Raw genomic sequence first — 20,529 nt, 5'->3', positions numbered from 1 at the left:
CTAATAAATAATCCCGCGATTTTGGGAAAAAATCTAAAATCTAAAATCTGAATTCTAAAATCTAAAACCCTAAGTCTCTTTCGATTTCTTCCATTTCGATAATATCGTGTGCTTCTAAAAGAGAAGGCACTACGGTTAGTTTATCTGAAACGGCATTAAAGTCAAGATCAGCGACAACAATTACAAATGATTTTTTAGCTTTTTTTTGCTGTTTAGCAAGTGGTAAAAAAAGCTTCACTTCTTTTTCAGTCAAACCTGAATCTGCTGATAAATCGATTATAATATTTTGTTTTTCAAAGGTTTTAAATTGCTGCGTTACTTTTTCCAGAAAAGCATTAAAATCTCCCTGTGTATTTTTAATCGTAACGGTATGTCCTTTTTGATCTACTTTCATCTTCTTATTTATAGGCGCTATTGTGAGAGCTAAGGTACAAATTTTTTAGTTTTTATTTTTTGTTTCATGTAGAAATGAGATTTTACCGCAAAGTTCGCTAAGATTTTTAACCAATAATGCGTCAGGAAAACACAAAGTTCGCAAAGCTGCTTCAAAAACACTTTGTGGTGAAAATTTTTGTTCCAAGTTTCAAGTTGTCAGGCTGAGCGAAGTCGAAGCCCTTTGCGCCTATCCTTCGACTTCGCTCAGTATGACGATGACATGCGTATTGAAACAAAATTAAACTAAACTAAACCTATTGAATCTTAGACGCCAATAAATAAATCACTGCCATTCTAATCGCAACTCCGTTTTCTACCTGATTCAGAATTACTGAGTGATCTGAGTCGGCAACTTCAGAAGTAATCTCTACTCCTCTGTTGATTGGTCCCGGGTGCATGATCACGATTTCTTTGTTAAGAGAATCTAATAATGGTTTATCAACTCCATACTGTTGTGCGTATTCACGTGTTGACGGGAAAAAGTTCACATCCATACGTTCGTTTTGTACACGAAGCATATTGGCAACGTCACACCATTCTAAGGCTTTACGCAAATTGGGTTCAACTGTAACACCAAGCGATTCTATATATCTTGGGATTAATGTTTTTGGTCCGCAAACTTTTACTTCGGCACCTTGCATTTGCAAAGCATATATGTTGGATAAGGCTACTCTCGAATGCAGAATATCACCTACAATAACTACTTTTTTTCCGGCTACATCTCCTAATTTTTCTCTTATTGAATAACTGTCAAGCAAAGCCTGCGTAGGATGTTCGTGTGCACCGTCTCCGGCGTTTACGATACTGGCTTTGACATTTTTGGATAAAAAATAAGCCGCTCCGGGATTGGAGTGGCGCATTACAACCATGTCTACTTTCATAGAAAGGATATTATTTACAGTATCGATCAGGGTTTCTCCTTTTTTAACCGAAGACTGAGCTGCCGAAAAACTGATAACATCAGCAGATAATCGTTTTTGAGCCAACTCGAACGAAAGTTTTGTTCTGGTACTATTTTCGAAGAAAATATTGGCAATGGTAATATCTCGTAATGAAGGAACTTTTTTAATGGGTCTGTTAATGACTTCTTTAAAATGATCGGCAGTTTCAAAAATCAGGTTAATATCATTCTCGTTGATGTATTTTATTCCTAATAAATGATTTACGCTTAATTCTTTCATTTTTATTTCTTTAATATTTATTTGTCAAATTCATGAATTTCTGAAAATATTCAGTTCTTCAATGTTTATTTAAAGAGCAGCAACTCTATTGAACCATTCTGTCTACTACTTCACTGTAATCCTGGAGATCTCTTGCATCTTCATCAAAAATCTTTTGCCATCTGAAACCCGGAATCTCAATTTTAGTTCTTGCAGAGCCGTCCCATTTTATTTTAAAATCGTTGTTTATTAAAACTTCGGCAACTCTTTTTCCTACTTCTATCGTCGTTGCATCATCAGAATTATCTACTTTCTGAAAAGCGATAAACAAACTTGGATTTTCAACTGCAATTGCTCTGGCTAAATCCTGTTCGTGATAAAAACAATAACCGTCAGACTCTATTTCGTTTTCCTGAAGTTCTCTTTCAACCTCAACCACTTCATATTCACCATCTGTTGTTGTGTAACCTGCATTATGAAGTGCCAGAATATTCTCGTCACACAATTCATCAAACGCATTTATTAGCCTTTCAGTATCTGTTGGACTTTCCCATTGTTTACTTTCTGACAATAACTTTTGGTATTCTTCTCTTATTTTATCGAAAGCCCACTCTTCTGAGATTTCATCTGCAAATTCGTTGTCTTCAATTTCTTCTATAATGTTCTCCTGAATCTCATCTAGAGAAAGAAATCCCATTCTGACCTGATTAAAAATTGATTCATAAATAAACGTTTCATTCTCTGTCATATTTTTTTGTTTAATCGTTTATTTGTTGATTTGTTCATTTGTTTAAGCGTTTATTTGCTATACCGGTAATCGTTTGTTTCCGATTAAACAATTAAACAAAGTACCGATTAAACTTTTAATTCGTTATCAGATAAACGGCGTCTTCACCTTCATTTTCTTTCCAGCTTACTTTTACTTTTTCGTCGTTTATAGCATCAACCTGACGACCGCGATAATCGGGCTGAATAGGTAAATTACGGCTAAAACGTCTGTCGATTAACACTAATAATTCGATTTCTGAAGGTCTCCCAAAAGACTGAATTGCGGTCAAGGCAGAACGAATGCTTCGTCCGGTAAACAATACGTCATCGATAAAAATGACTTTCTTGTTTTCGACTATGAAATTTATTTGTGTTTTATTGGCTTCCAGCGGTTTATCAGTACGACGAAAATCATCTCTAAAAAAAGTGATGTCCAGATAGCCCAAAGAAATCTCCGGTACCTGATATTCGTTTTCTAATATTTGTTTTAAACGTTCAGCTAAAAAAACGCCCCTTGGCTGAATCCCTACTAAAATAGTATCCGAGAAATCAAGGTGTTTTTCGATTAACTGACAAGCCAAACGATGGAGTATGATAGTAACTTCTTTTGAATTAAGTAATACTTTTTGGCTCATAATTAAGTGTAATGTTTGGTTGGGCAAATATACGAAATCAGAATTTATTTGTTGGGGTGTTGGGTGGGGAAATATTTTTTTATTGGTTTTGGCACATAATTTATGCTTGAATGATGTTTTTTAACTTAACACAAATATTTGACTTTAAATTCTTTGGGAGTGACGCATAATATTAATAAACGTTATTATTATATTGAAATTCCATATCTGTAAACTGGATTAAAATCCAGCCCTACAATATTAATCGAGCCGATGGCTCTTTTTTACCTGATCGGAAATTTACTTGTTTTTCTTATATTTGATAAATGCAAAAACCAAACATCATGAGAAAAATAATCGTCATAACTATGATTACAATCGATGGCGTAATGCAGGCACCTGGTGGTCCTGAAGAAGATACTTCGGGCGGTTTTGAATATGGAGGCTGGGTGGCGCCTTTTGGAGATGAAGAATATGGCAATGTCATGCAGGAACAAATGAAACCTGCCGATATTCTTTTGGGCAGAAAAACATTTGATATTTTTGAAGACTATTGGCCCAAACATGCAGAAGGCTGGCCGGGAATTAATGAAGTAACCAAGTATGTTTTGTCTTCCACCAGAAAAACCTCAGACTGGCAAAATACTGAATTTATTTCCACTGTAGAAAATATCCAAAAACTCAAAAATTCAGAAGGCGGAGACATTAAAGTTTGGGGAAGCGCAACACTTGTTCAGCTTTTGCTTCAACATGATTTAGTTGATGAACTTGGGCTTTTAATTTATCCTATAATCTTAGGTAAAGGAAAAAAATTATTTGATGATATTTCAACTCCTGCAGGATTCACATTAATAGAAAGTACGGTTACACCAAGCGGTGTGATTGCTGTAAGTTACAAACGAGCCGGAGAAGTTAAGACTGGAACTATTGGAGAATAAAAAGTCTTCCATTTTAATGATAAATAGAATTAAACAACTAAAAATCACCGGAGGAATTATTTGGCTTTTAGAACTTATTCACGGAAAAGATTATTTAACAACTAAATTAAGTCATTTAAGAACTTTACAACTTGGAACTGTGGGACGTGAAGTTGCAGAAATGCTTGATAGTAAAAAATATCGATTAATTCCAAAATTTGAAAATCATGATCTAAAGCACATCGTTTTAGAATATGAAATGACAATGAAAGATGAAATCAGAATGCAAGCCTATTTAATTGGAAATGGTAATTTTACTTTTCCATGTTTAATATTCTTTTCTTTAGGTATATTTTATCCAACAATTTGGAAAGATTTGCTAAACGAATATCAAACAGGAAAATCTTCAAAATCAATTCATTTTCTAACTTTAGATAATTGTATGGAATTGCAATTGAAAGATATAAAAAGTGAATATGGAAGAAAACATTCAATTTTAAAAATATAAAATCATGAAAGTAAAAGTCATAGGAATCCCAGTTCAAGACCAGGAAAAAGCATTACAATTTTATACTCTAAAATTGGGTTTTATTAAAAAACATGATGTGCCTTTAGGCGAAGGCAACAGATGGTTAACGGTAGTTTCTAAAGATGAACCAGATGGCGTTGAAGTTTTATTAGAACCATCACCCAATCATTTTGAACCAGCAAAAACATATCAAAAAGCATTATTTGAAGCCGGAATTCCGTATACGCAATTTAATGTAGATGATCTTCAGGAAAAATATGATCGTCTTGTACATCTTGGTGTTGCATTTGCCATGAAACCAACTGAAATGGGAAATGTGAAAATTGCCATTTTGGATGATACTTGTGGTAATAAAATTCAGTTGATTGAAATGTTATCTTAATATTCCGTTACCCCATTTACATTAAAAATGCCAGTCCCAGAGGGACGTTATATTTATAGCAATTTCTATAGCGTTTCATAAGAACCCGCCGCGGCGGGTGGCATATATGGCTCTGCTGGAGCTTTTTTTTATTGCACAAACTGGATTAAAATCCAGCCCTACAATATTTACCGAGCCGATGGCTCTCTACTTAGATTGAAATATTTTACTAGTAGTTTTTTTTGCTATTTAATTTATTCCCGTACAGATTGATTATTAAAAAAGGCATTGAACATCTTAAACTCACCTAAGTAAGAATCCTGAAATGAAATATCTTCAAGAACAACATTAAATAATTCTTTTGGAAATTTCTGATATGATAATGTGTTTTCTACAATTTTTTCAACTTCTAAAACCAACTCGTCAATTTTCCTAGTTTCGGAACTATTTTTTTCTAACTCATCAATTTTTGACTGAGAAATCATCATTTGTTTTTTATGACTGATCGTTTGGATCACATAATAAGGAATTAAAATACTCACACACAAAGTAATCGATTTTAATTCTCTGTTCTCAACGATAAGCCAAAAAAAAGTAAGACATCTATCCTCTACATAATCAAGCCTTGAACGATCTTCAAAATGTTTTAAGGTTGCGTCTTTTTCAAATTCATCGGTAAGTACTTTACGTTCTATTATGGATTCCTCTGTATCAAAAGAATCAATGAGAGAGCGTAATTTTTTATATTCTTCAGATGCAATGAGTTTTTCTCCTTCTGTCCACGAACAAATATTTTTAGGATAATACATATAAGCTATATTTTCCAGAACTTTTTTAATCATAAAATTAATCGTTTAAATATTGTCTAAGGTAGTAGAAATCTCCAAATCATAGAACTTTCCGGCAAAATTATATAACACGTTTTTTTGTTGTTTGAAGTAATTTTAATCTAACGATAATTAGAATACAAAATTCTTTTTAAAACACTAAAAACAGCAAAATCATGCAAAAGAACATTACACGTTTGTTAATGGTATTCGTAATACTATTTTCATTTACAAGTTGCGAAGTTATTGGAGACATTTTTAAAGCCGGAATGGGATTCGGGATTTTTATCGTCATCTTTATTGTTGCGATAATCATCTTTATATTCGCTAAACTTTTTGGTGGTAAGAAATAAACATAAAAAAATCCCGATCATTTTACTGATCGGGATTTCTTTTTTATATAAAACTATGTTTTATTTCGCGTACATTTTTGTTCTTAATTCCTGAACTTTTTCGTCGTCAAGATATTCATCAAATGTCATATAACGATCGATTGCTCCGTTTGGCGTAAGCTCCACTACTCTATTACCAACCGTTTGTGCAAACTCGTGGTCATGTGTGGTAAAAATTACAGATCCTTTGAAGTTTTTTAATGAGTTATTGAAAGCTGTAATCGACTCCAAATCTAAGTGATTCGTTGGCTCATCAAGCATTAGGATATTCGCTCTTTCCATCATCATTCTCGAAAGCATACAACGTACTTTTTCTCCTCCTGATAATACACGGCTTGTTTTTAAAGCTTCTTCTCCAGAGAAAATCATTTTCCCTAAGAATCCTCTAATAAATACCTCATCGCGCTCTTCTTCTGTTTTTGCGTATTGACGTAACCAATCTACCAATGTCAAATCGTTTTCAAAGAATGAATGATTTTCTGCCGGTAAATAAGCCTGATTGGTTGTAATTCCCCAATCGAAAGTTCCTGCATCTGCTTTTTGTTGGTTGTTTAAGATTTCGTAGAAAGCTGTTGTAGCACGTGAATCTTTAGAGAACAGCACGATTTTATCGCCTTTTGCCATATTCAAATCTACACCTTTAAACAAAAGATCTCCATCTACAGAAGCTTCTAAATTTTCTACATTCAAAATCTGATCTCCTGCTTCACGATCCTGATCAAAAATAATTGCTGGATAACGACGGCTTGAAGGTTTGATATCTGAAATATTCAGTTTAGAAATCATTTTTTTACGAGAAGTTGCTTGTTTCGATTTGGCAACGTTTGCACTAAAACGACGAATAAATTCTTCTAATTCCTGTTTCTTTTCTTCGGCTTTTTTGTTTTGCTGTGCACGTTGTTTTGCCGCTAATTGGCTAGACTCGTACCAGAAAGTATAGTTTCCTGAATAATGATTGATTTTTCCAAAATCGATATCAGAAATATGTGTACAAACTGAATCTAAAAAGTGACGGTCGTGAGATACTACGATTACTGTATTTTCATAATTGGCTAAGAAATTTTCTAACCAAGAGATGGTTTCAAAATCCAAATCGTTGGTAGGCTCATCCATAATAAGCAAATCAGGGTTTCCAAAAAGTGCCTGCGCCAAAAGCACACGAACTTTAATTTTTCCCTCAAGATCTCCCATTAATGTATAATGATGCTCTTCGTTGATTCCTAAGTTAGACAACATCGATGCGGCATCAGAATCTGCATTCCATCCGTTCATTTCTTCGAACTGAACCTGAAGTTCTCCAATTCTGTCTGCGTTTTTATCGTTGTAGTCTAAATAAAGTTCATCCATTTCTTTTTTAACAGCGTACAAAACTTTATTTCCCATCAAAACAGTTTCCAAAACCGTATGCTCGTCGAACATGTTGTGATTTTGGTTTAAAACCGACATACGTTTTCCCGGTTCTAAATGAATGTGGCCAGAAGTTGGGTCGATATCGCCCGAAATGATTTTTAGAAAAGTAGATTTTCCAGCACCATTGGCTCCAATAACTCCATAAATATTTCCGTGTGTGAATGTGGTATTTACTTCGTCAAACAAAATTCGTTTGCCAAATTGAACTGATAAATTATTGACTGTTAACATGAATGTCTTTTTAATTAATTTGGTGCAAAAGTACGAAAAAAGGTTCTAAGTTGCAAAGGTGCTAAGGTTCTAAGTTTTCACCATGCGAAGAAAATTTCTCGCAAAGACGCAAAGGCGCAAAGAAAACATACTTTGTGTTGGAAATTTTTACCATATAAGTAACATAAGTTCATTTAAACTAAACTTAAAAAAGAAAAACTTTGCGCTTTTGCGTCTTTGAGATTAATTTAATCATAAGCTTTATATCAAAACCAAACTTATAATTTCTTATATCACTTATATGGTTTAAAATTACAATTTTGCTTATCTTCACTTTTTATTCAAAATTATGCAGGCTCCTATTTTATTATATCAAACTTCTCAATCTAATATAGAAGTTGAAGTAACTTATCTTGATGAGAGTTTTTGGCTTTCACAAAAGGCAATGGCTCAGTTGTTTGGAATTGAATCCCACACAATAACCTATCATTTAAAAGAGATTTATAAAAGCTTAGAATTAGATTCGATTTCAACTACTCGAAAAATTCGAGCAGTTCAAACTGAGGGAAAAAGAGAAGTAAGCAGAGAAATCGACTTTTATAATCTCGATGCAATTATTGCAGTTGGTTACAGAGTAAATTCTAGCCAAGCTACACAATTTAGAATTTGGGCAACTAAAACACTAAAGGAATTCATCATCAAAGGATTTGTTCTAAATGATGAAATGCTTAAAAATGGAAAAGCTTTTGGTAAAGATTATTTTGAAGGATTACTGGAGCGTATTAGAGAAATTCGTTCCTCTGAAAGACGATTTTATCAAAAAATAACTGACATATATTCTCTTTCAGCAAATTATGAAAAAGAAAGTGCAGAAACTAAAACATTTTTTGCAACGGTACAAAATAAACTACATTGGGCTATAACCGGAAAAACTGCTGCTGAAATTATTTATACAGAAGCTGACGCTACTAAAATTTACATGGGACTTTCGACATGGAAAGATGCTCCCGACGGAAAAATTCAGAAAAGTGATGTAAGTGTTGCTAAAAATTATTTAAACGACGCACATCTTCAAGAGCTTAACCGAATTGTTTCTGCTTATTTAGATTTGGCTGAGAATTATGCAACAAGACAAATAATTATGCAAATGGAAGACTGGAGTGTTTTCCTGAACAACTTTCTACAACTTTCAAGTTATCCAATTCTAAATGATAAGGGCAAAATTTCTCACTTAGAAGCTAAAATCAAAGCTGAAATGGAGTTTAATAAATATAGAATTATTCAGGACCGCGAATATCTTTCCGATTTTGATAAGGAAGTAATGAAATTGAATAAAAATACTTAGTTAACTCTTATCAACATATAACGAATATAAGTTCATTTAAACTAAACTTAAAAAAGAAAAACTTTGCTACTTCGCTCCCGATAGTTATCGGGATTGCGAGATTAATTTAACAGCTACATAAGTTCATATAGGCAAACGTATAATTTCTTATATCACTTATATGGTTTAAAAAAATTACAATTTACTTTCTTTCTCTAAAGCGACTTCAAGACTCTCGAAATTAGGCAACACTTTTACAATCATTCCTTCTTTGTTTAAAATGAAATGTGTTGGGAATGAATTGAGTTGCAGGGCTTCGTTCATATACACTTTCATGTTTGGAACAACTGAATATCTTAAAGGTCGTTTAGCTAGAAATGTTTTTAATTTTTCCGGAGCATCTTCGGCGAGACTTATAAAAAGAATGTCTTTTCGGTCTTTGTATTCGTCTGCTAATTTGTTTACCTGTGGAAATTCTTTGATGCATGGCGTGCAGTGAATGTACCAACATTTGATAACGATGATTTTTCCTTTCATGGATTCGTTTGAAACTAGGTTTCCGTTTAGATCTTTGAAAGAGAATTTTGGAAATTGGGTTCCTTCCATTTCGAAATTTTTGTGGGCATCGAAACCAATTTGATTGATGGTGGCTTTTATGCTGGTATCTGAATTGGGCTGAATTTCGAATAGCTTATAATAATATTTTGAATCTTCTGATTTTAGTCGGATTGGGATGTAGTTTTCGTTTGCCAATTGATTTAGAAAGGATTCTTTTGAAATTTCTTTTGAATTTGAATCTAATGCTATAAAATCTCTCGAAAGCATGATATTTTTGCTTTGGTACGCAGACCAATCTGTATATACTTTTTGAATTTGAATTGGGTCTACTTCTGGATTTCCGAATTTGCTTTGAGCAAAAGAAACATTGAAAATCAGAAATAAAAGAATAAGGTTAATTGATTTTTGCATGGAATTTTTAAGATACAATTGGGTTTCAAAAGTAAAAAATTAATCTTAAACATTTTTGATTAGATTTGCCTATATTCGCTAAAAATTCTGACTAAAAATGACATTCCCCTTTCAATTTGAAATCTTTGAAAAAACATTTTACTGGCATTTTATATTTGAAACTTTGGCTTTTTTTGTTGGTATCAGAATCTATTATTTTCTAAAAAAAAGAATTCAGGATCCTATATCAGACACGAATCGTTTGATCATTATGATTGGTGCCATGATTGGAGCCTTAATAGGATCAAGAGTAATTGCTTTACTCGAAAATCCGTCGCAAATTGCTCATCAGACTTTTTTAAGTTTATATCAAAATAAAACTGTTGCCGGAGGGTTTTTAGGAGGATTATTGGGTGTTGAATTAATTAAAAAATGTATTGGTGTAAAAATTGCTTCGGGAGATTTATATGTAATCCCAATTATCGTGGCATTATTTATTGGCCGAATTGGCTGTTTTTCAATGGGAATTGCTGAACCTACATTTGGTAACGAAACGACATTTTTTACGGGAATGAATTTAGGCGACGAATTAAAAAGACATCCGATTGCTTTATACGAAATGGTATTTATGATTTTGCTTTTTATCCTTTTTGAAAAGATAAAAACTAAAAACCTGATTAATGGTGATCGATTTAAGCTTTTTATGGTTTTATATTTCCTCTTTCGATTTTTGGTCGAATTCATAAAACCTTACGAACCTTTATTTCTTAATCTAAGCAGTATTCAATGGAGTTCTATATTTATTTTTGGATATTACTGGAAGTTTCTTTGCCGAATATTTGCCTTTAAAAACAATTAAAATTTTAATTTACCATATAAAATTAATTTGATGAAAACGCGCGATTATATATTTTACGATTATACCAAAAGTTTGTGTCACCATTGTCTGGCTCTTGTAGATACTAAAATTGTATTTCAGGATGACAAAGTCTGGATGCTGAAACATTGTAAAACACACGGCGAAATGAAATCTATGATTGCTGATGATGTCAACTATTATAAGCAGTTGCGTAATTACAACAAGCAGTCTGAAATGCCATTAAAATTCAATACTAAAGTGCATTACGGATGTCCTTATGATTGTGGTTTGTGTACCGATCATGAACAACATTCTTGTTTAACAATTGTAGAAGTTACAGATCGATGCAATCTCGCCTGCCCTACTTGTTACGCAAGTTCGGCTCCTAATTATGGCAGGCATCGAACTTTAGAAGAAATCGAAAAAATGTTTGATACGGTTGTGGCAAACGAAGGAGAACCGGATGTGGTTCAGATTTCGGGAGGAGAACCAACTGTGCATCCGGAATTTTTTAAAATTTTAGATATTGCCAAAAGCAAACCTATCAAACATTTAATGCTAAATACAAATGGTATTCGTATTGCAAAAGACATCAAATTTGTAGAAAAGCTGGCTACTTATATGCCTGATTTTGAAATCTATCTTCAGTTTGACAGTTTTAAACCTGAAGTTTTGGAAAAATTAAGAGGGGAAGATTTAACAGAAGTCCGCAAAAAGGCAATCGAACATTTGAATCAATTTAATATTTCGACTACATTAGTAATCACGCTTCAAAAAGGAGAAAACGATGATGAAATTGGTCAGATCATCGAGTATGCATTGCAACAAAAATGTGTACGCGGCGTTACTTTTCAGCCTACACAAGTTGCAGGAAGAAATGACAATTATGATGATATTTCAGGAAGAATAACATTGACCGAGGTGCGTAGAAAAATCTACGAACAATATCCTGTTTTTACTCCACAAGATTTAATTCCGGTTCCTTGCAATCCAGATGCTTTGTGCATGGCGTATGCGCTAAAAATTGATGGAGAAGTATTTCCTATGACGCATTTGATCAATCCTGAAGATTTGCTGAATAACTCAAAAAATACTATAGTTTTTGAGCACGACGAAAAACTAAAAACACATATGCTCAATTTATTTAGTACCGGTATTTCTGTTGATTGTGCCGAAGATGAATTTAGTGAACTTATGTGCTGTTTACCCAGAGTACAATCTGACACACTGAATTACAATAATTTATTCCGTATTCTTATTATGAATTTTATGGATGCTCATGATTTTGATGTTAGGGCAGTTAAAAAATCTTGTGTGCATATTGTAAGTGATAAAATGAAAATTATTCCGTTTGAAACTATGAATTTATTTTACAGGGATAATAAAATTGAAAAAATAAGAGAAAAATTAAATGTTTAATACAACTTTTTAAAATATGGAAGGTTTAATGTTTTTTGGTTTCATTCTGGTAATGATGTTTTTAATTGGCTTTTTTGGTTTAATTTTCGCCAAAGACAATAAAAAACTTTACTTAAGACTATTGTTAATTCCAATAATTATTGCTGTGATAGGTTTTGGAACCTGCGTGGTAATCGTGAGCAATCTTTAACTTTTTTGAGTTAAAAAATAAAAATCAGTGGGGTTACTTTGCTTTATAATGGCACGCGGATGACACGGATTCGCTATGCGAAAACGCGGATTATGCGGATTTTTTATTCTCATTTTTGTCATCCTGACGCAGGAAGGATCACACTAGTTGATCGACAAAGATTGGCGAATTTCTATGCGGAGTTTCTGGTGTGATCCTTCCTTCGTCAGGATGACAATATTGGGGTTACTTTGCTTTTAATGGCTCGCAGATGGCACGGATTCGCTATGCGAAAACGCTGATTATGCGGATTTTTTATTCTCATTTTTGTCATCCTGACGCAGGAAGGATCACACTAGTTGATCGACAAAGATTGGCGAATTTCTATGCGGAGTTTCTGGTGTCATCCTTCCTGCGTCAGGATGACAATACTCGGGTTACTTTGTGTTAAAAATGATACTCTAATACATAATTTGAAAATATAATTTCTTATTAAAACGAGTGCCCTAGCCCTGATAGAAGCGGTATCCTTTTATTTTTTTCCTTTAAAAAAATAAAAGATACAAGTGAATAGCAGGAAATAGCTCCTAAAAAAATCACTATTAATTGTACTTCACTTTAAAACAAAAAAAACCTGACAATATAATTGCCAGGTTCATAATGCTCGCCTCCGGGTGAAAACCAAATAACAAATCACCTAAATTTGATGCATTTATTCGAAATAAAAACTAGATTAAAAAATAAATAACCAAACTCAATTTTAACCGTCCTAATTTTTTTATTTCTAAATTTTCATTCATTAATTAATTTAAAAAGTTCATTACTTTCAGTGATTTTTTGTGTCCTGCTCTGTCTGTTATGATCACTACAAATATTTGTTTTGTTGAGAAACTGTAATTTTGAAGCAGTACTTCTTTGTTATTCTGAATGTTTTTATGACTCACCAATAATTGCCCGATAGTATTGAAAACCTCTACCTGAGCGATATCCTGGTTGTCATTTGTAACTGATAATGCATCGTTTTTGAAATAAGCCACAGTTGTGTTATTTGCTTCAATGGTATCTACTGACAGTTTTTTTGCTGTTGACTGCGAAGCAAAATACGCAGCATAGGCTTTAGATAATTCAGATGAATTACCACAAGAAGATGCATCCCAGTTTACAGACCAGGTCATTAAACCTCTTAAAGAAGGATAAGGTCCGCCTGGCTGCATAGTGTATGTTCTTCCTGAAAACGTGGTTCCGTTTCTTAAATAATCCATAGCACTAATTCCTTCTGCCGGAGTTAAATAACCGCTGCCTGCTGCACTTGGACAAGCTGGTAATGCAATAAGAACTTTTGAGGCTGGTAAACCATCAAAACGCATTCCTGTTGTACCAATGTTATACCCTTTTATCACCATATCGGTTAGGGCTGTTACCATGTTTGCTTTCTTAGCTGAACCATAGTATTGACCATCTAATCCGTTTTCTCCTCCTGTATTATACAATTGTACCGCTAACAAATCTAATTCATTACGTAAGTTTTGAATGATTGGCAGGAAGGAACCAAAAGTATCTGTATAGGTAGAATATCCTCCTTGTACGTATTGGGTTTCCGGAGCTGCAGTTAATAAAAATCCAGGACCATAGTACGCTTTTAATTCTTTGAAAGCATCTACTACGTTTTTTAATCTTGGATAAGCAGAAATACCCGCATAAGAAATATCTCTTAAACCTCCTGCATTAAAATTCATTGATCCGCCTTCAAAATCAATATCAACTCCATCAAATTGATACTCATCGATAATGGCTTTTAGACCATTAACAAAAATATTCTTTTGAGTTACATTGTCTAAAACAACATGACCATTTTGACCTCCAATAGAGACAATAACAGGAACGCCGCTATCTCTTAAGGATTTTATATCATTTTTCAACAATTGCTTATTGAAAACACCATTGGTCAGATATCGGGTATCATTTGTAGTTAATACTGGTGTATAACCATCGCGATTAACGGTTTCTACGAAAGAATAATCTACTACATTAAATTTACTTCCCACCATTTGAGAGAAGTATAAAAACGGAGCACCAGCATTTTCCCAGGAATGTGCGTATCCTAAAATAATTTTGGATGGAAGCGGGATAAATCTATTCGTGCTCACCGGAGCAATTTTAATTGTATTGTTTAATGTAGTTACTGCAGCTTTATTATCTGTTGCTTTGATTACAACTGGATAATCCTGATAAGCAGATGGTGTAAAATTATACGTATAGGTATTATTTGTACCTGCTGTCATGTTGAATGTCCCTCCATTTATTGTAATAGTAACACCTGAAACTGATCCGTCACTATCTACAGCTGTAACTGAAATTGGCACAACCTGAAAAGAACTCTGGTTTACAGTACCCGATGGTGAATTCCAAGTAATTACAGGCAATGAATTAGGACAAGTTGTTCCTGAACATTGTAAAGAGAATGCTTTAGTGTTTTCGGCTGTTGTACCACTTGAAGAGGTTACTGTTGCTTTCAACGTATAATTTTTGTTGAAATCTGCTGCAACCGGTGTCCAGTTTGCTACATATTCTGTTCCTGAAAGTGTTGCTGTAATATTTTGTCCGTTGATATTGAATACTACTGACGAAATAGTTAAAGTTGCATCTACACTTGCAGTTGCTTTAAGCTGAATTGCAGTTCCCGGAGCAATGGCTACCGTTGCCAATGATGGACTTGTAATAGTTACCTGAGGTGGTGTAATTGTAACAGTATTAGTGTTGAAGTTGTAAACCTGAGGCGTTGTTGGCATCGCAAAATTTACCAGATTATTGGGGAAATATGCGGTATTATTATTCTCCCAACCATTCAGTTTTAAACTTAAAACTTGTGTATAACCTGCTGTAACTGTATTATCAAAAGTATAATTTCCTGAAGCATCTGTTGTTGCAAGGACACTTTTCCAGTTATGCGTATTATCTGTCCAGGGCACTACTAATTCTACTTTAGCTCCTGCAACCGGAGTTGTCCCATTTTTGACAGTTCCGCTAATTAAGTTAGTACTTGCCAGTGCTGCTCTTGCAGTAGAACCTGTACTGAAGTTGTAAACTGTTGGGTTTACAGGAACAGCAAAATTGGCCAGATTATTAGGTAGATAAACTACTTCTCCGTTTTCCCAAGTGTTTAATTTTAAACTTGTAATTGTGGTATATCCTGCTACAACTGCATTGTCAAAACTATATTTACCTTGCGCATCTGTGGTGGCGATAACACTTTTCCAGGGGTGTGAGTTATCTGTCCATGGTAAAACTATTTCTACTTTGGCACCAGAAACAAAATTTGCTCCGTTTTTAACTGTTCCGCTAATTTTACCTGAAGGAGTTACAATAACATCCTGAGCAAAGTTTAGTGTTTTGTTGGCCACTAAATTGGTATAAACTGTTGAAGCGGGTGTAAAAGTTTGTCCTGTTAAAGCCGCTGTTACGGTATAATTTCCTCCAGAAGGCAAACTAAGCGAATAAGCACCGCTTGCGTTTGTAACTGCTGTGAAATTTCCGGTTGTAGAAGTGGCTGTAACTGTTACGCCCGAAACCGGAGTGGTATTGTTTACAACAGTTCCGCTTACGGTATAATTAACAATTGGTGCGCCTTGAATAAAATTCAAAGTTTTATTAGCATCAATTGCATTATAAACTGTAGAAGCTGGTGTGTATGAGAATCCTGATTTTGCAGCTGTAACTGTAAAATTAAGTCCCGCTGTTAAACCTGCAACGCTGTAAACTCCGCTTGCATTAGAAACTGCAGTTAAAACTGTTGTTCCTGATGTAGCCGAAACTGTTACGCCCGAAACCGGAGTTGTTCCGTTAAGAACTGTTCCGCTAACGGTATAAGTCGGTTGTGTTCCGTTGATTACTACAGCGGTTTGATTTACTATAACATTGTTTAAAGTAACCGGAACAAATGTATAAGACGCTTTTAAAGCTGTTAGTGTAAAATTTTGTCCTGAAGTTAAGTTATTGAATGTGAAATTGCCTCCAGTAGAAACTACCGTTTGCAATACTACATTGCTTGCATTACGTAATTCTACGGTAACATCCGGAACTAAAGCCGATCCGTTTTTTACAGAACCTGCAATACTTACTGTTCCCGGAACTACGCTTCCAAAAGAGGTATCAACCTGAGTTAATAATGAGTTTGGAATTGAGCCTCTTGTATCCTGAGACAATTCCCAAACCATACCTCCGGCAAGATTTTTCGATTTAATGTACTGCACTTTTAAATCCATTGATTGTTTATCTTCATACGAGATAAACTGTTTTAAAGTAGCATTGTATAAATAAGGAACTTTTGTTGTATTATCGAAATAACGTACCCATCCTGCTGAAGCTGCACTTGGAGTAACCAACATGGTATTTGGATCTAAATAAGCATGTGAATTCGTAACCGGATTTCCTACCAGATCACAAATTTCGATGCTTCCTGAACGTTCGCATGCTGCTGCGCCATCCCAGGTTCCGATAGGATTTTGCGGATTCGTGCAACCAGGAACTATATCTCTTGGTGCTGAAACGAATAACCCCGGTAAATTAGGATTGGTTCCGTTATTGGCCACATGATCAAATTTCTTTCCGTAGAAAGGCAATCCCATGATTAATTTATTGGCAGGAAAACCAACTACATTCAAATATTGATTGGTTAATTCATCCAAAGATTCTGATTGCGCTGCACCATATAGCGGATCGTTTGCGTTTCCACTTCCATATAAAGGAGCATTGTAGCAGGTTTTATCGTACCAGTTTCCTCCAAAATCATATCCAAAATAGGTGATGTAGTCACAATAAGTCGAGATGTCTTCTGTCATTCCGTATTGCGATCTGTTGTTTGGCCCTAAGTATTGTTTGGATACATTTCGAACATTGTTTCCGGCAGCAATTGTAACTAATTTATTTGGCATTGCCTGACGCATTGCCTTCAATAAATACACTAAGTTTTTGTTGTCGTCCGGGCTGTACTTTTGCGGAGGAATTGGTGCTCCGTTGATTACTTCAGTACCATCTGTTCCGCCGGAAAGAGGATATTCCCAGTCGATGTCGAAGCCATCAATAAAAGGATAAGTGGTAATGAATTTTGCCATGTCTGCTGCCAAAGCTGCTCTTGCAACAGGACTTGCTGCAATTGGGGAAAGATCCTGGCCTTTTGTCCATCCTCCTACAGAGATTAAAACTTTTAAGTGCGGATACTTTTCCTTTAACTTTTTCAAGTCATAAAAGTTTCCTTTTACCGGAGCATCCCAAGGGATTCCGCCTTCCATATGCTCAAAATCGGCATAGCTGTCCAAACATAATAATTTGGTGTTCTCAGGATGGGCCGGATCATAAGTTGTCCCATAAAAAGAATAATTCAAATGCGTCAATTTACTTCCGTCGATCTTGGGGATATTAAAATCCCGGGCATAGATAGACCATTGCGCATAATACCCCACTACCTTTTTGCCGTGAGCTGGTTGGGCTAACGCGAGTAAGGGAAACAGTAACAAAAAAAGCAATCTGTAATAATGTTTCATAGTTAAATTAATATTGGTTAATAGAAAAAAATAAATATTCCAATTACAATAAATTGTGCGCCAAAACACGGCACATAAAAAACAATAACTGGGTTTCAATAAATTGCAAATAGAAAACATTGCAACTCACAGGAAATTAATTCATATTACTTCTAAAAATAAATACTACTATTACTGATTTTCCATAATCATTAGTGAATAGCACTGATTGATATTTATTTAATTTAAAAAATTAGGTTAGTCAATGATAAATTTGGGGTTTATCAATTTCAATACTTGTTTGTCATGTTTATGCTTTATTCTGTTTTATTTGGTTTTAAATGTTAATACTTCTTATTTGGTTACTATATTTTTTATTTGATTTAATGATTTTAATCTAGTTGCTTTTACCATATTCACCTCTACCAGAAACTTCTGGTAGAGATAAATAAATTACTAATAATCATGGTAACAAAACTTACTAAATACTAACTCAAACCAAACTCTTTAAATTAATTTTTTAAGACTTGCATATACTGATAGCTCAACATCTGCATGATCTTTTGTATTACATTGCTCAATTAAGCTTTTTAGATCATCTGTTTTTAATGTTGATTTGTTCTCTAAAACAAGCAACAATTCCTGTGATGCATCTGTCAGCTTTTTCGACAAAGGCAAAATTGGCTGTACTAATGGCGCATTGGCACTCAAGGCAACTAATTCTTTATTTAAGGCAATCCATCTATTAAAATAAGCGGCTACTTTTGCTTTATTTTCCGGTGTTTTATTGGCCAGATATTGCGTTACAGCATCATCAAAAGCTAAAGAATCTTTGGCATCCGGTCCGCAAGCATCGGCAAAAAGTGTAAATGGCGAATACATTTGATATTCTGTTCCGCCTTTATTACGTGTATATCCTTTTAATGGCTCGCAAACATTCGAGAACTCATTTAGAGAGGCAATATTTTGATTGTTTGTGATGTTTCTTAAAATCACATCTTTGTTACGAATGTGTGTTAATCCTATTTCTTCTAATCTAAAAGAAACTACTTCAAGACGTTTGCGCATATTGGCTACATCTGTAATATCTTCTGCTGACCAAAGTCTTTCTGCAATTGCAGCTGTTCTTGGCCAAAGTCTTGAATCTATAGTTGTTGGCGTCACCAATTCTGTCCACATTGTGGCTTCCCCACCCAATATTCTTGCTTTTTCTTCGGCAGTTAAATTGGCCCCTTTTGGCATCGGATCATTCAAATAATGACTTGCAATTGGGTACATCAAATCGATATAATATCCGTTTGATAAAACTGTTTTATATCCTTTTTTTACTGCATCAACCAATGACTGACCTGCAATAACTCCTTCGTTTGGGCCTCTCCAGGAATGAATAATGGCATCTTTTGACATATTTTTTGTCAAAATTTCTTCCCATCCCATTAATTGTTTACCATGTTTTTTAAGCATTGGCACTAATTGCATGGTAAAATAGGTTTGCAATTCATGATTGTTTGCCAACTTGTTTTTCTTCATGAATTCCTGAATTTTTGGGTTTGCATCCCAGTCTTTACCTTCGTTTTCATCTCCCCCGATATGAAAATAAGCGCCTGGGAATAATGGACAAACCTCATCAAAAATTTCACTTAATAATTGATATGTTTTAGGATTTGAAGGATCTAATGTTGGCGAAAAAATACCTGCATTTCTTTCAATTCCATAGGTAGTAATTGCTGTACCCTGAATATTTTTTTCAGAAGTTCCTCCTGTCAATGTAATCACTTTGCTTCCTATTTCCGGGTAAGCGGTAAGTATTGCAGATCCATGACCAGGAACATCTATTTCCGGAACCACCAAAATACCGCGCTCATCAGCATATTTTACGATATTTTTGATTTCTTCCTGTGTGTAATACATTCCATCTGAAGCTACATCAATCAGTTTGCGATGTTTTTTCATTTCGATTCTCCAACCCTGATCGTCTACCAAATGCCAGTGAAAAACATTCATTTTCATAGCGGCCAATCCATCGATATTTCTTTTGATCACATCAATTGGCTGAAAATGTCTTGAAACATCAATCATTAAACCTCTCCAGGTAAACCTTGGAAAATCTGAAACTTTTGAGTTTGGAAAATAAAATGAGTTATTGTTATTCTGCAACATTTGCAATAACGTTTCAAGGCCATGAAGTGCTCCTAAATCGCTGGTTGCATTGATTATAATCTGATTTTGTTTGATATCTAAATGATAGCTTTCATCTTCATACAAACCAATTTTTCCCGCTTTGGTACAATTGATCTGAAGTGAAGCTGTTGGAACTTCATTTAATTTAGTAATAAAACCTTGTTCGAAAAAAATACCGGTTCTACCATCTAAGCGACGTAAAAAACGAGTTACTCCACCAAAAATTCGAGGATTAGGATTTCCGGTAATGTTTACTTTAAAGTTTTTGTTTAAAGCAAAATTTCCGTCGTTTACAACAACACTCTGAGGCCAGGGCATAAGATTTAGCTGCTCTTTTTTAATTTGAGCACTAGAAGTTACACCTGCTAATAGTAGGACTAATAAATATTTCATTTTTTACTGTTTTTGAAAAAGATGTTATCCGGAGATAACAGTATTAAATAAATGAGAAACAAAACTCAGAATGATCTCTATTGAATCCTCACTT

At 34.3% G+C, this 20,529-nt stretch carries 16 protein-coding genes; 7 read left to right on the top strand and 9 right to left on the bottom strand.

Annotation, left to right across the window (positions count from 1 at the left end; all coding sequences use genetic code 11):
- Window positions 1-61: 61 nt before the first annotated feature.
- From ACIDC4_RS18995 to pyrR, 4 genes are all read right to left on the bottom strand, one after another.
- Complete coding sequence (locus ACIDC4_RS18995; protein ID WP_230039614.1) at window positions 62-394, bottom strand: ribonuclease Z; 333 nt, start codon at window positions 392-394, stop codon at window positions 62-64.
- Window positions 395-689: 295 nt separating this feature from the next.
- Window positions 690-1,616, bottom strand: coding sequence for an aspartate carbamoyltransferase catalytic subunit (locus tag ACIDC4_RS18990; protein WP_065449375.1), 927 nt, complete (start codon window positions 1,614-1,616; stop codon window positions 690-692).
- Window positions 1,617-1,701: 85 nt separating this feature from the next.
- Window positions 1,702-2,343, bottom strand: coding sequence for a DUF6891 domain-containing protein (locus ACIDC4_RS18985; RefSeq protein WP_412045610.1), 642 nt, complete (start codon window positions 2,341-2,343; stop codon window positions 1,702-1,704).
- 115 nt (window positions 2,344-2,458) lie between these two features.
- Window positions 2,459-2,998 (bottom strand): bifunctional pyr operon transcriptional regulator/uracil phosphoribosyltransferase PyrR, encoded by a 540-nt coding sequence (gene pyrR, locus ACIDC4_RS18980; protein WP_078005278.1) that lies wholly within the window; start codon window positions 2,996-2,998, stop codon window positions 2,459-2,461.
- Between the two features lie 323 nt (window positions 2,999-3,321).
- Here pyrR and ACIDC4_RS18975 point away from each other — a divergent pair, with 323 nt between their 5' ends.
- From ACIDC4_RS18975 to ACIDC4_RS18965, 3 genes are read left to right on the top strand one after another with little or no spacing between them, the layout of a single operon-like run.
- The gene (locus tag ACIDC4_RS18975) at window positions 3,322-3,915 is read left to right on the top strand and encodes a dihydrofolate reductase family protein (protein ID WP_412045611.1); all 594 of its coding nucleotides are present in this window, start codon (window positions 3,322-3,324) and stop codon (window positions 3,913-3,915) included.
- A 16-nt stretch (window positions 3,916-3,931) separates the two neighbouring features.
- On the top strand, window positions 3,932-4,402 hold the full coding sequence (locus ACIDC4_RS18970; RefSeq protein WP_412045612.1) for a hypothetical protein: 471 nt from the start codon (window positions 3,932-3,934) through the stop codon (window positions 4,400-4,402).
- Window positions 4,403-4,406: 4 nt separating this feature from the next.
- Window positions 4,407-4,805, top strand: a complete 399-nt coding sequence (locus tag ACIDC4_RS18965; protein WP_412045613.1) for a VOC family protein — start codon at window positions 4,407-4,409, stop codon at window positions 4,803-4,805.
- A gap of 233 nt (window positions 4,806-5,038) precedes the next feature.
- On the opposite strand, the gene ACIDC4_RS18960 is transcribed toward ACIDC4_RS18965, so the two are convergent.
- Complete coding sequence (locus ACIDC4_RS18960) at window positions 5,039-5,626, bottom strand: hypothetical protein (protein WP_412045614.1); 588 nt, start codon at window positions 5,624-5,626, stop codon at window positions 5,039-5,041.
- Window positions 5,627-5,787: 161 nt separating this feature from the next.
- On the opposite strand from ACIDC4_RS18960, the gene ACIDC4_RS18955 reads away from it, so the two are divergent.
- On the top strand, window positions 5,788-5,964 hold the full coding sequence (locus tag ACIDC4_RS18955; protein ID WP_173969674.1) for a hypothetical protein: 177 nt from the start codon (window positions 5,788-5,790) through the stop codon (window positions 5,962-5,964).
- A gap of 60 nt (window positions 5,965-6,024) precedes the next feature.
- On the opposite strand, the gene ACIDC4_RS18950 is transcribed toward ACIDC4_RS18955, so the two are convergent.
- Window positions 6,025-7,644, bottom strand: coding sequence for an ABC-F family ATP-binding cassette domain-containing protein (locus tag ACIDC4_RS18950; protein ID WP_072964944.1), 1,620 nt, complete (start codon window positions 7,642-7,644; stop codon window positions 6,025-6,027).
- Between the two features lie 328 nt (window positions 7,645-7,972).
- Between ACIDC4_RS18950 and ACIDC4_RS18945 the strand changes: the two genes are divergently transcribed.
- A complete protein-coding gene (locus ACIDC4_RS18945) occupies window positions 7,973-8,968 on the top strand; it encodes a virulence RhuM family protein (RefSeq protein WP_412045615.1) in 996 nt (331 codons plus the stop codon).
- Between the two features lie 174 nt (window positions 8,969-9,142).
- Here ACIDC4_RS18945 and ACIDC4_RS18940 read toward each other — a convergent pair whose 3' ends face one another.
- A complete protein-coding gene (locus ACIDC4_RS18940) occupies window positions 9,143-9,916 on the bottom strand; it encodes a TlpA family protein disulfide reductase (RefSeq protein ID WP_412045616.1) in 774 nt (257 codons plus the stop codon).
- A gap of 97 nt (window positions 9,917-10,013) precedes the next feature.
- Here ACIDC4_RS18940 and ACIDC4_RS18935 point away from each other — a divergent pair, with 97 nt between their 5' ends.
- Both ACIDC4_RS18935 and ACIDC4_RS18930 read left to right on the top strand, forming a co-directional pair.
- Window positions 10,014-10,754, top strand: coding sequence for a prolipoprotein diacylglyceryl transferase (locus tag ACIDC4_RS18935; RefSeq protein WP_412045617.1), 741 nt, complete (start codon window positions 10,014-10,016; stop codon window positions 10,752-10,754).
- Between the two features lie 30 nt (window positions 10,755-10,784).
- Window positions 10,785-12,173: a radical SAM protein gene (locus ACIDC4_RS18930; RefSeq protein WP_412045618.1), complete on the top strand. Its 1,389-nt coding sequence runs from the start codon at window positions 10,785-10,787 to the stop codon at window positions 12,171-12,173.
- A gap of 972 nt (window positions 12,174-13,145) precedes the next feature.
- On the opposite strand, the gene chiA is transcribed toward ACIDC4_RS18930, so the two are convergent.
- Window positions 13,146-17,882 (bottom strand): T9SS-translocated chitinase ChiA, encoded by a 4,737-nt coding sequence (chiA, locus tag ACIDC4_RS18925; protein WP_412044871.1) that lies wholly within the window; start codon window positions 17,880-17,882, stop codon window positions 13,146-13,148.
- Window positions 17,883-18,368: 486 nt separating this feature from the next.
- A complete protein-coding gene (locus ACIDC4_RS18920) occupies window positions 18,369-20,435 on the bottom strand; it encodes a beta-N-acetylhexosaminidase (RefSeq protein WP_412044872.1) in 2,067 nt (688 codons plus the stop codon).
- Window positions 20,436-20,529 lie beyond the last annotated feature (94 nt).

This window comes from Flavobacterium sp. C3NV (genome assembly GCF_046825355.2).
Classification (GTDB): domain Bacteria; phylum Bacteroidota; class Bacteroidia; order Flavobacteriales; family Flavobacteriaceae; genus Flavobacterium.
The sequence above is the reverse complement of the archived record's forward strand: the minus strand, read 5'-3'. Positions and strand labels throughout refer to the sequence as shown.

Excerpts from the sequence above, each read along its gene's own strand:
- ACIDC4_RS18995 (WP_230039614.1), bottom strand. The coding sequence starts at position 394 with ATGAAAGTAGATCAAAAAGGACATACCGTTACGATTAAAAATACACAG.
- ACIDC4_RS18990 (WP_065449375.1), bottom strand. The coding sequence starts at position 1,616 with ATGAAAGAATTAAGCGTAAATCATTTATTAGGAATAAAATACATCAAC.
- ACIDC4_RS18985 (WP_412045610.1), bottom strand. The coding sequence starts at position 2,343 with ATGACAGAGAATGAAACGTTTATTTATGAATCAATTTTTAATCAGGTC.
- pyrR (WP_078005278.1), bottom strand. The coding sequence starts at position 2,998 with ATGAGCCAAAAAGTATTACTTAATTCAAAAGAAGTTACTATCATACTC.
- ACIDC4_RS18975 (WP_412045611.1), top strand. The coding sequence starts at position 3,322 with ATGAGAAAAATAATCGTCATAACTATGATTACAATCGATGGCGTAATG.
- ACIDC4_RS18970 (WP_412045612.1), top strand. The coding sequence starts at position 3,932 with ATGATAAATAGAATTAAACAACTAAAAATCACCGGAGGAATTATTTGG.
- ACIDC4_RS18965 (WP_412045613.1), top strand. The coding sequence starts at position 4,407 with ATGAAAGTAAAAGTCATAGGAATCCCAGTTCAAGACCAGGAAAAAGCA.
- ACIDC4_RS18960 (WP_412045614.1), bottom strand. The coding sequence starts at position 5,626 with ATGATTAAAAAAGTTCTGGAAAATATAGCTTATATGTATTATCCTAAA.
- ACIDC4_RS18955 (WP_173969674.1), top strand. The coding sequence starts at position 5,788 with ATGCAAAAGAACATTACACGTTTGTTAATGGTATTCGTAATACTATTT.
- ACIDC4_RS18950 (WP_072964944.1), bottom strand. The coding sequence starts at position 7,644 with ATGTTAACAGTCAATAATTTATCAGTTCAATTTGGCAAACGAATTTTG.
- ACIDC4_RS18945 (WP_412045615.1), top strand. The coding sequence starts at position 7,973 with ATGCAGGCTCCTATTTTATTATATCAAACTTCTCAATCTAATATAGAA.
- ACIDC4_RS18940 (WP_412045616.1), bottom strand. The coding sequence starts at position 9,916 with ATGCAAAAATCAATTAACCTTATTCTTTTATTTCTGATTTTCAATGTT.
- ACIDC4_RS18935 (WP_412045617.1), top strand. The coding sequence starts at position 10,014 with ATGACATTCCCCTTTCAATTTGAAATCTTTGAAAAAACATTTTACTGG.
- ACIDC4_RS18930 (WP_412045618.1), top strand. The coding sequence starts at position 10,785 with ATGAAAACGCGCGATTATATATTTTACGATTATACCAAAAGTTTGTGT.
- chiA (WP_412044871.1), bottom strand. The coding sequence starts at position 17,882 with ATGAAACATTATTACAGATTGCTTTTTTTGTTACTGTTTCCCTTACTC.
- ACIDC4_RS18920 (WP_412044872.1), bottom strand. The coding sequence starts at position 20,435 with ATGAAATATTTATTAGTCCTACTATTAGCAGGTGTAACTTCTAGTGCT.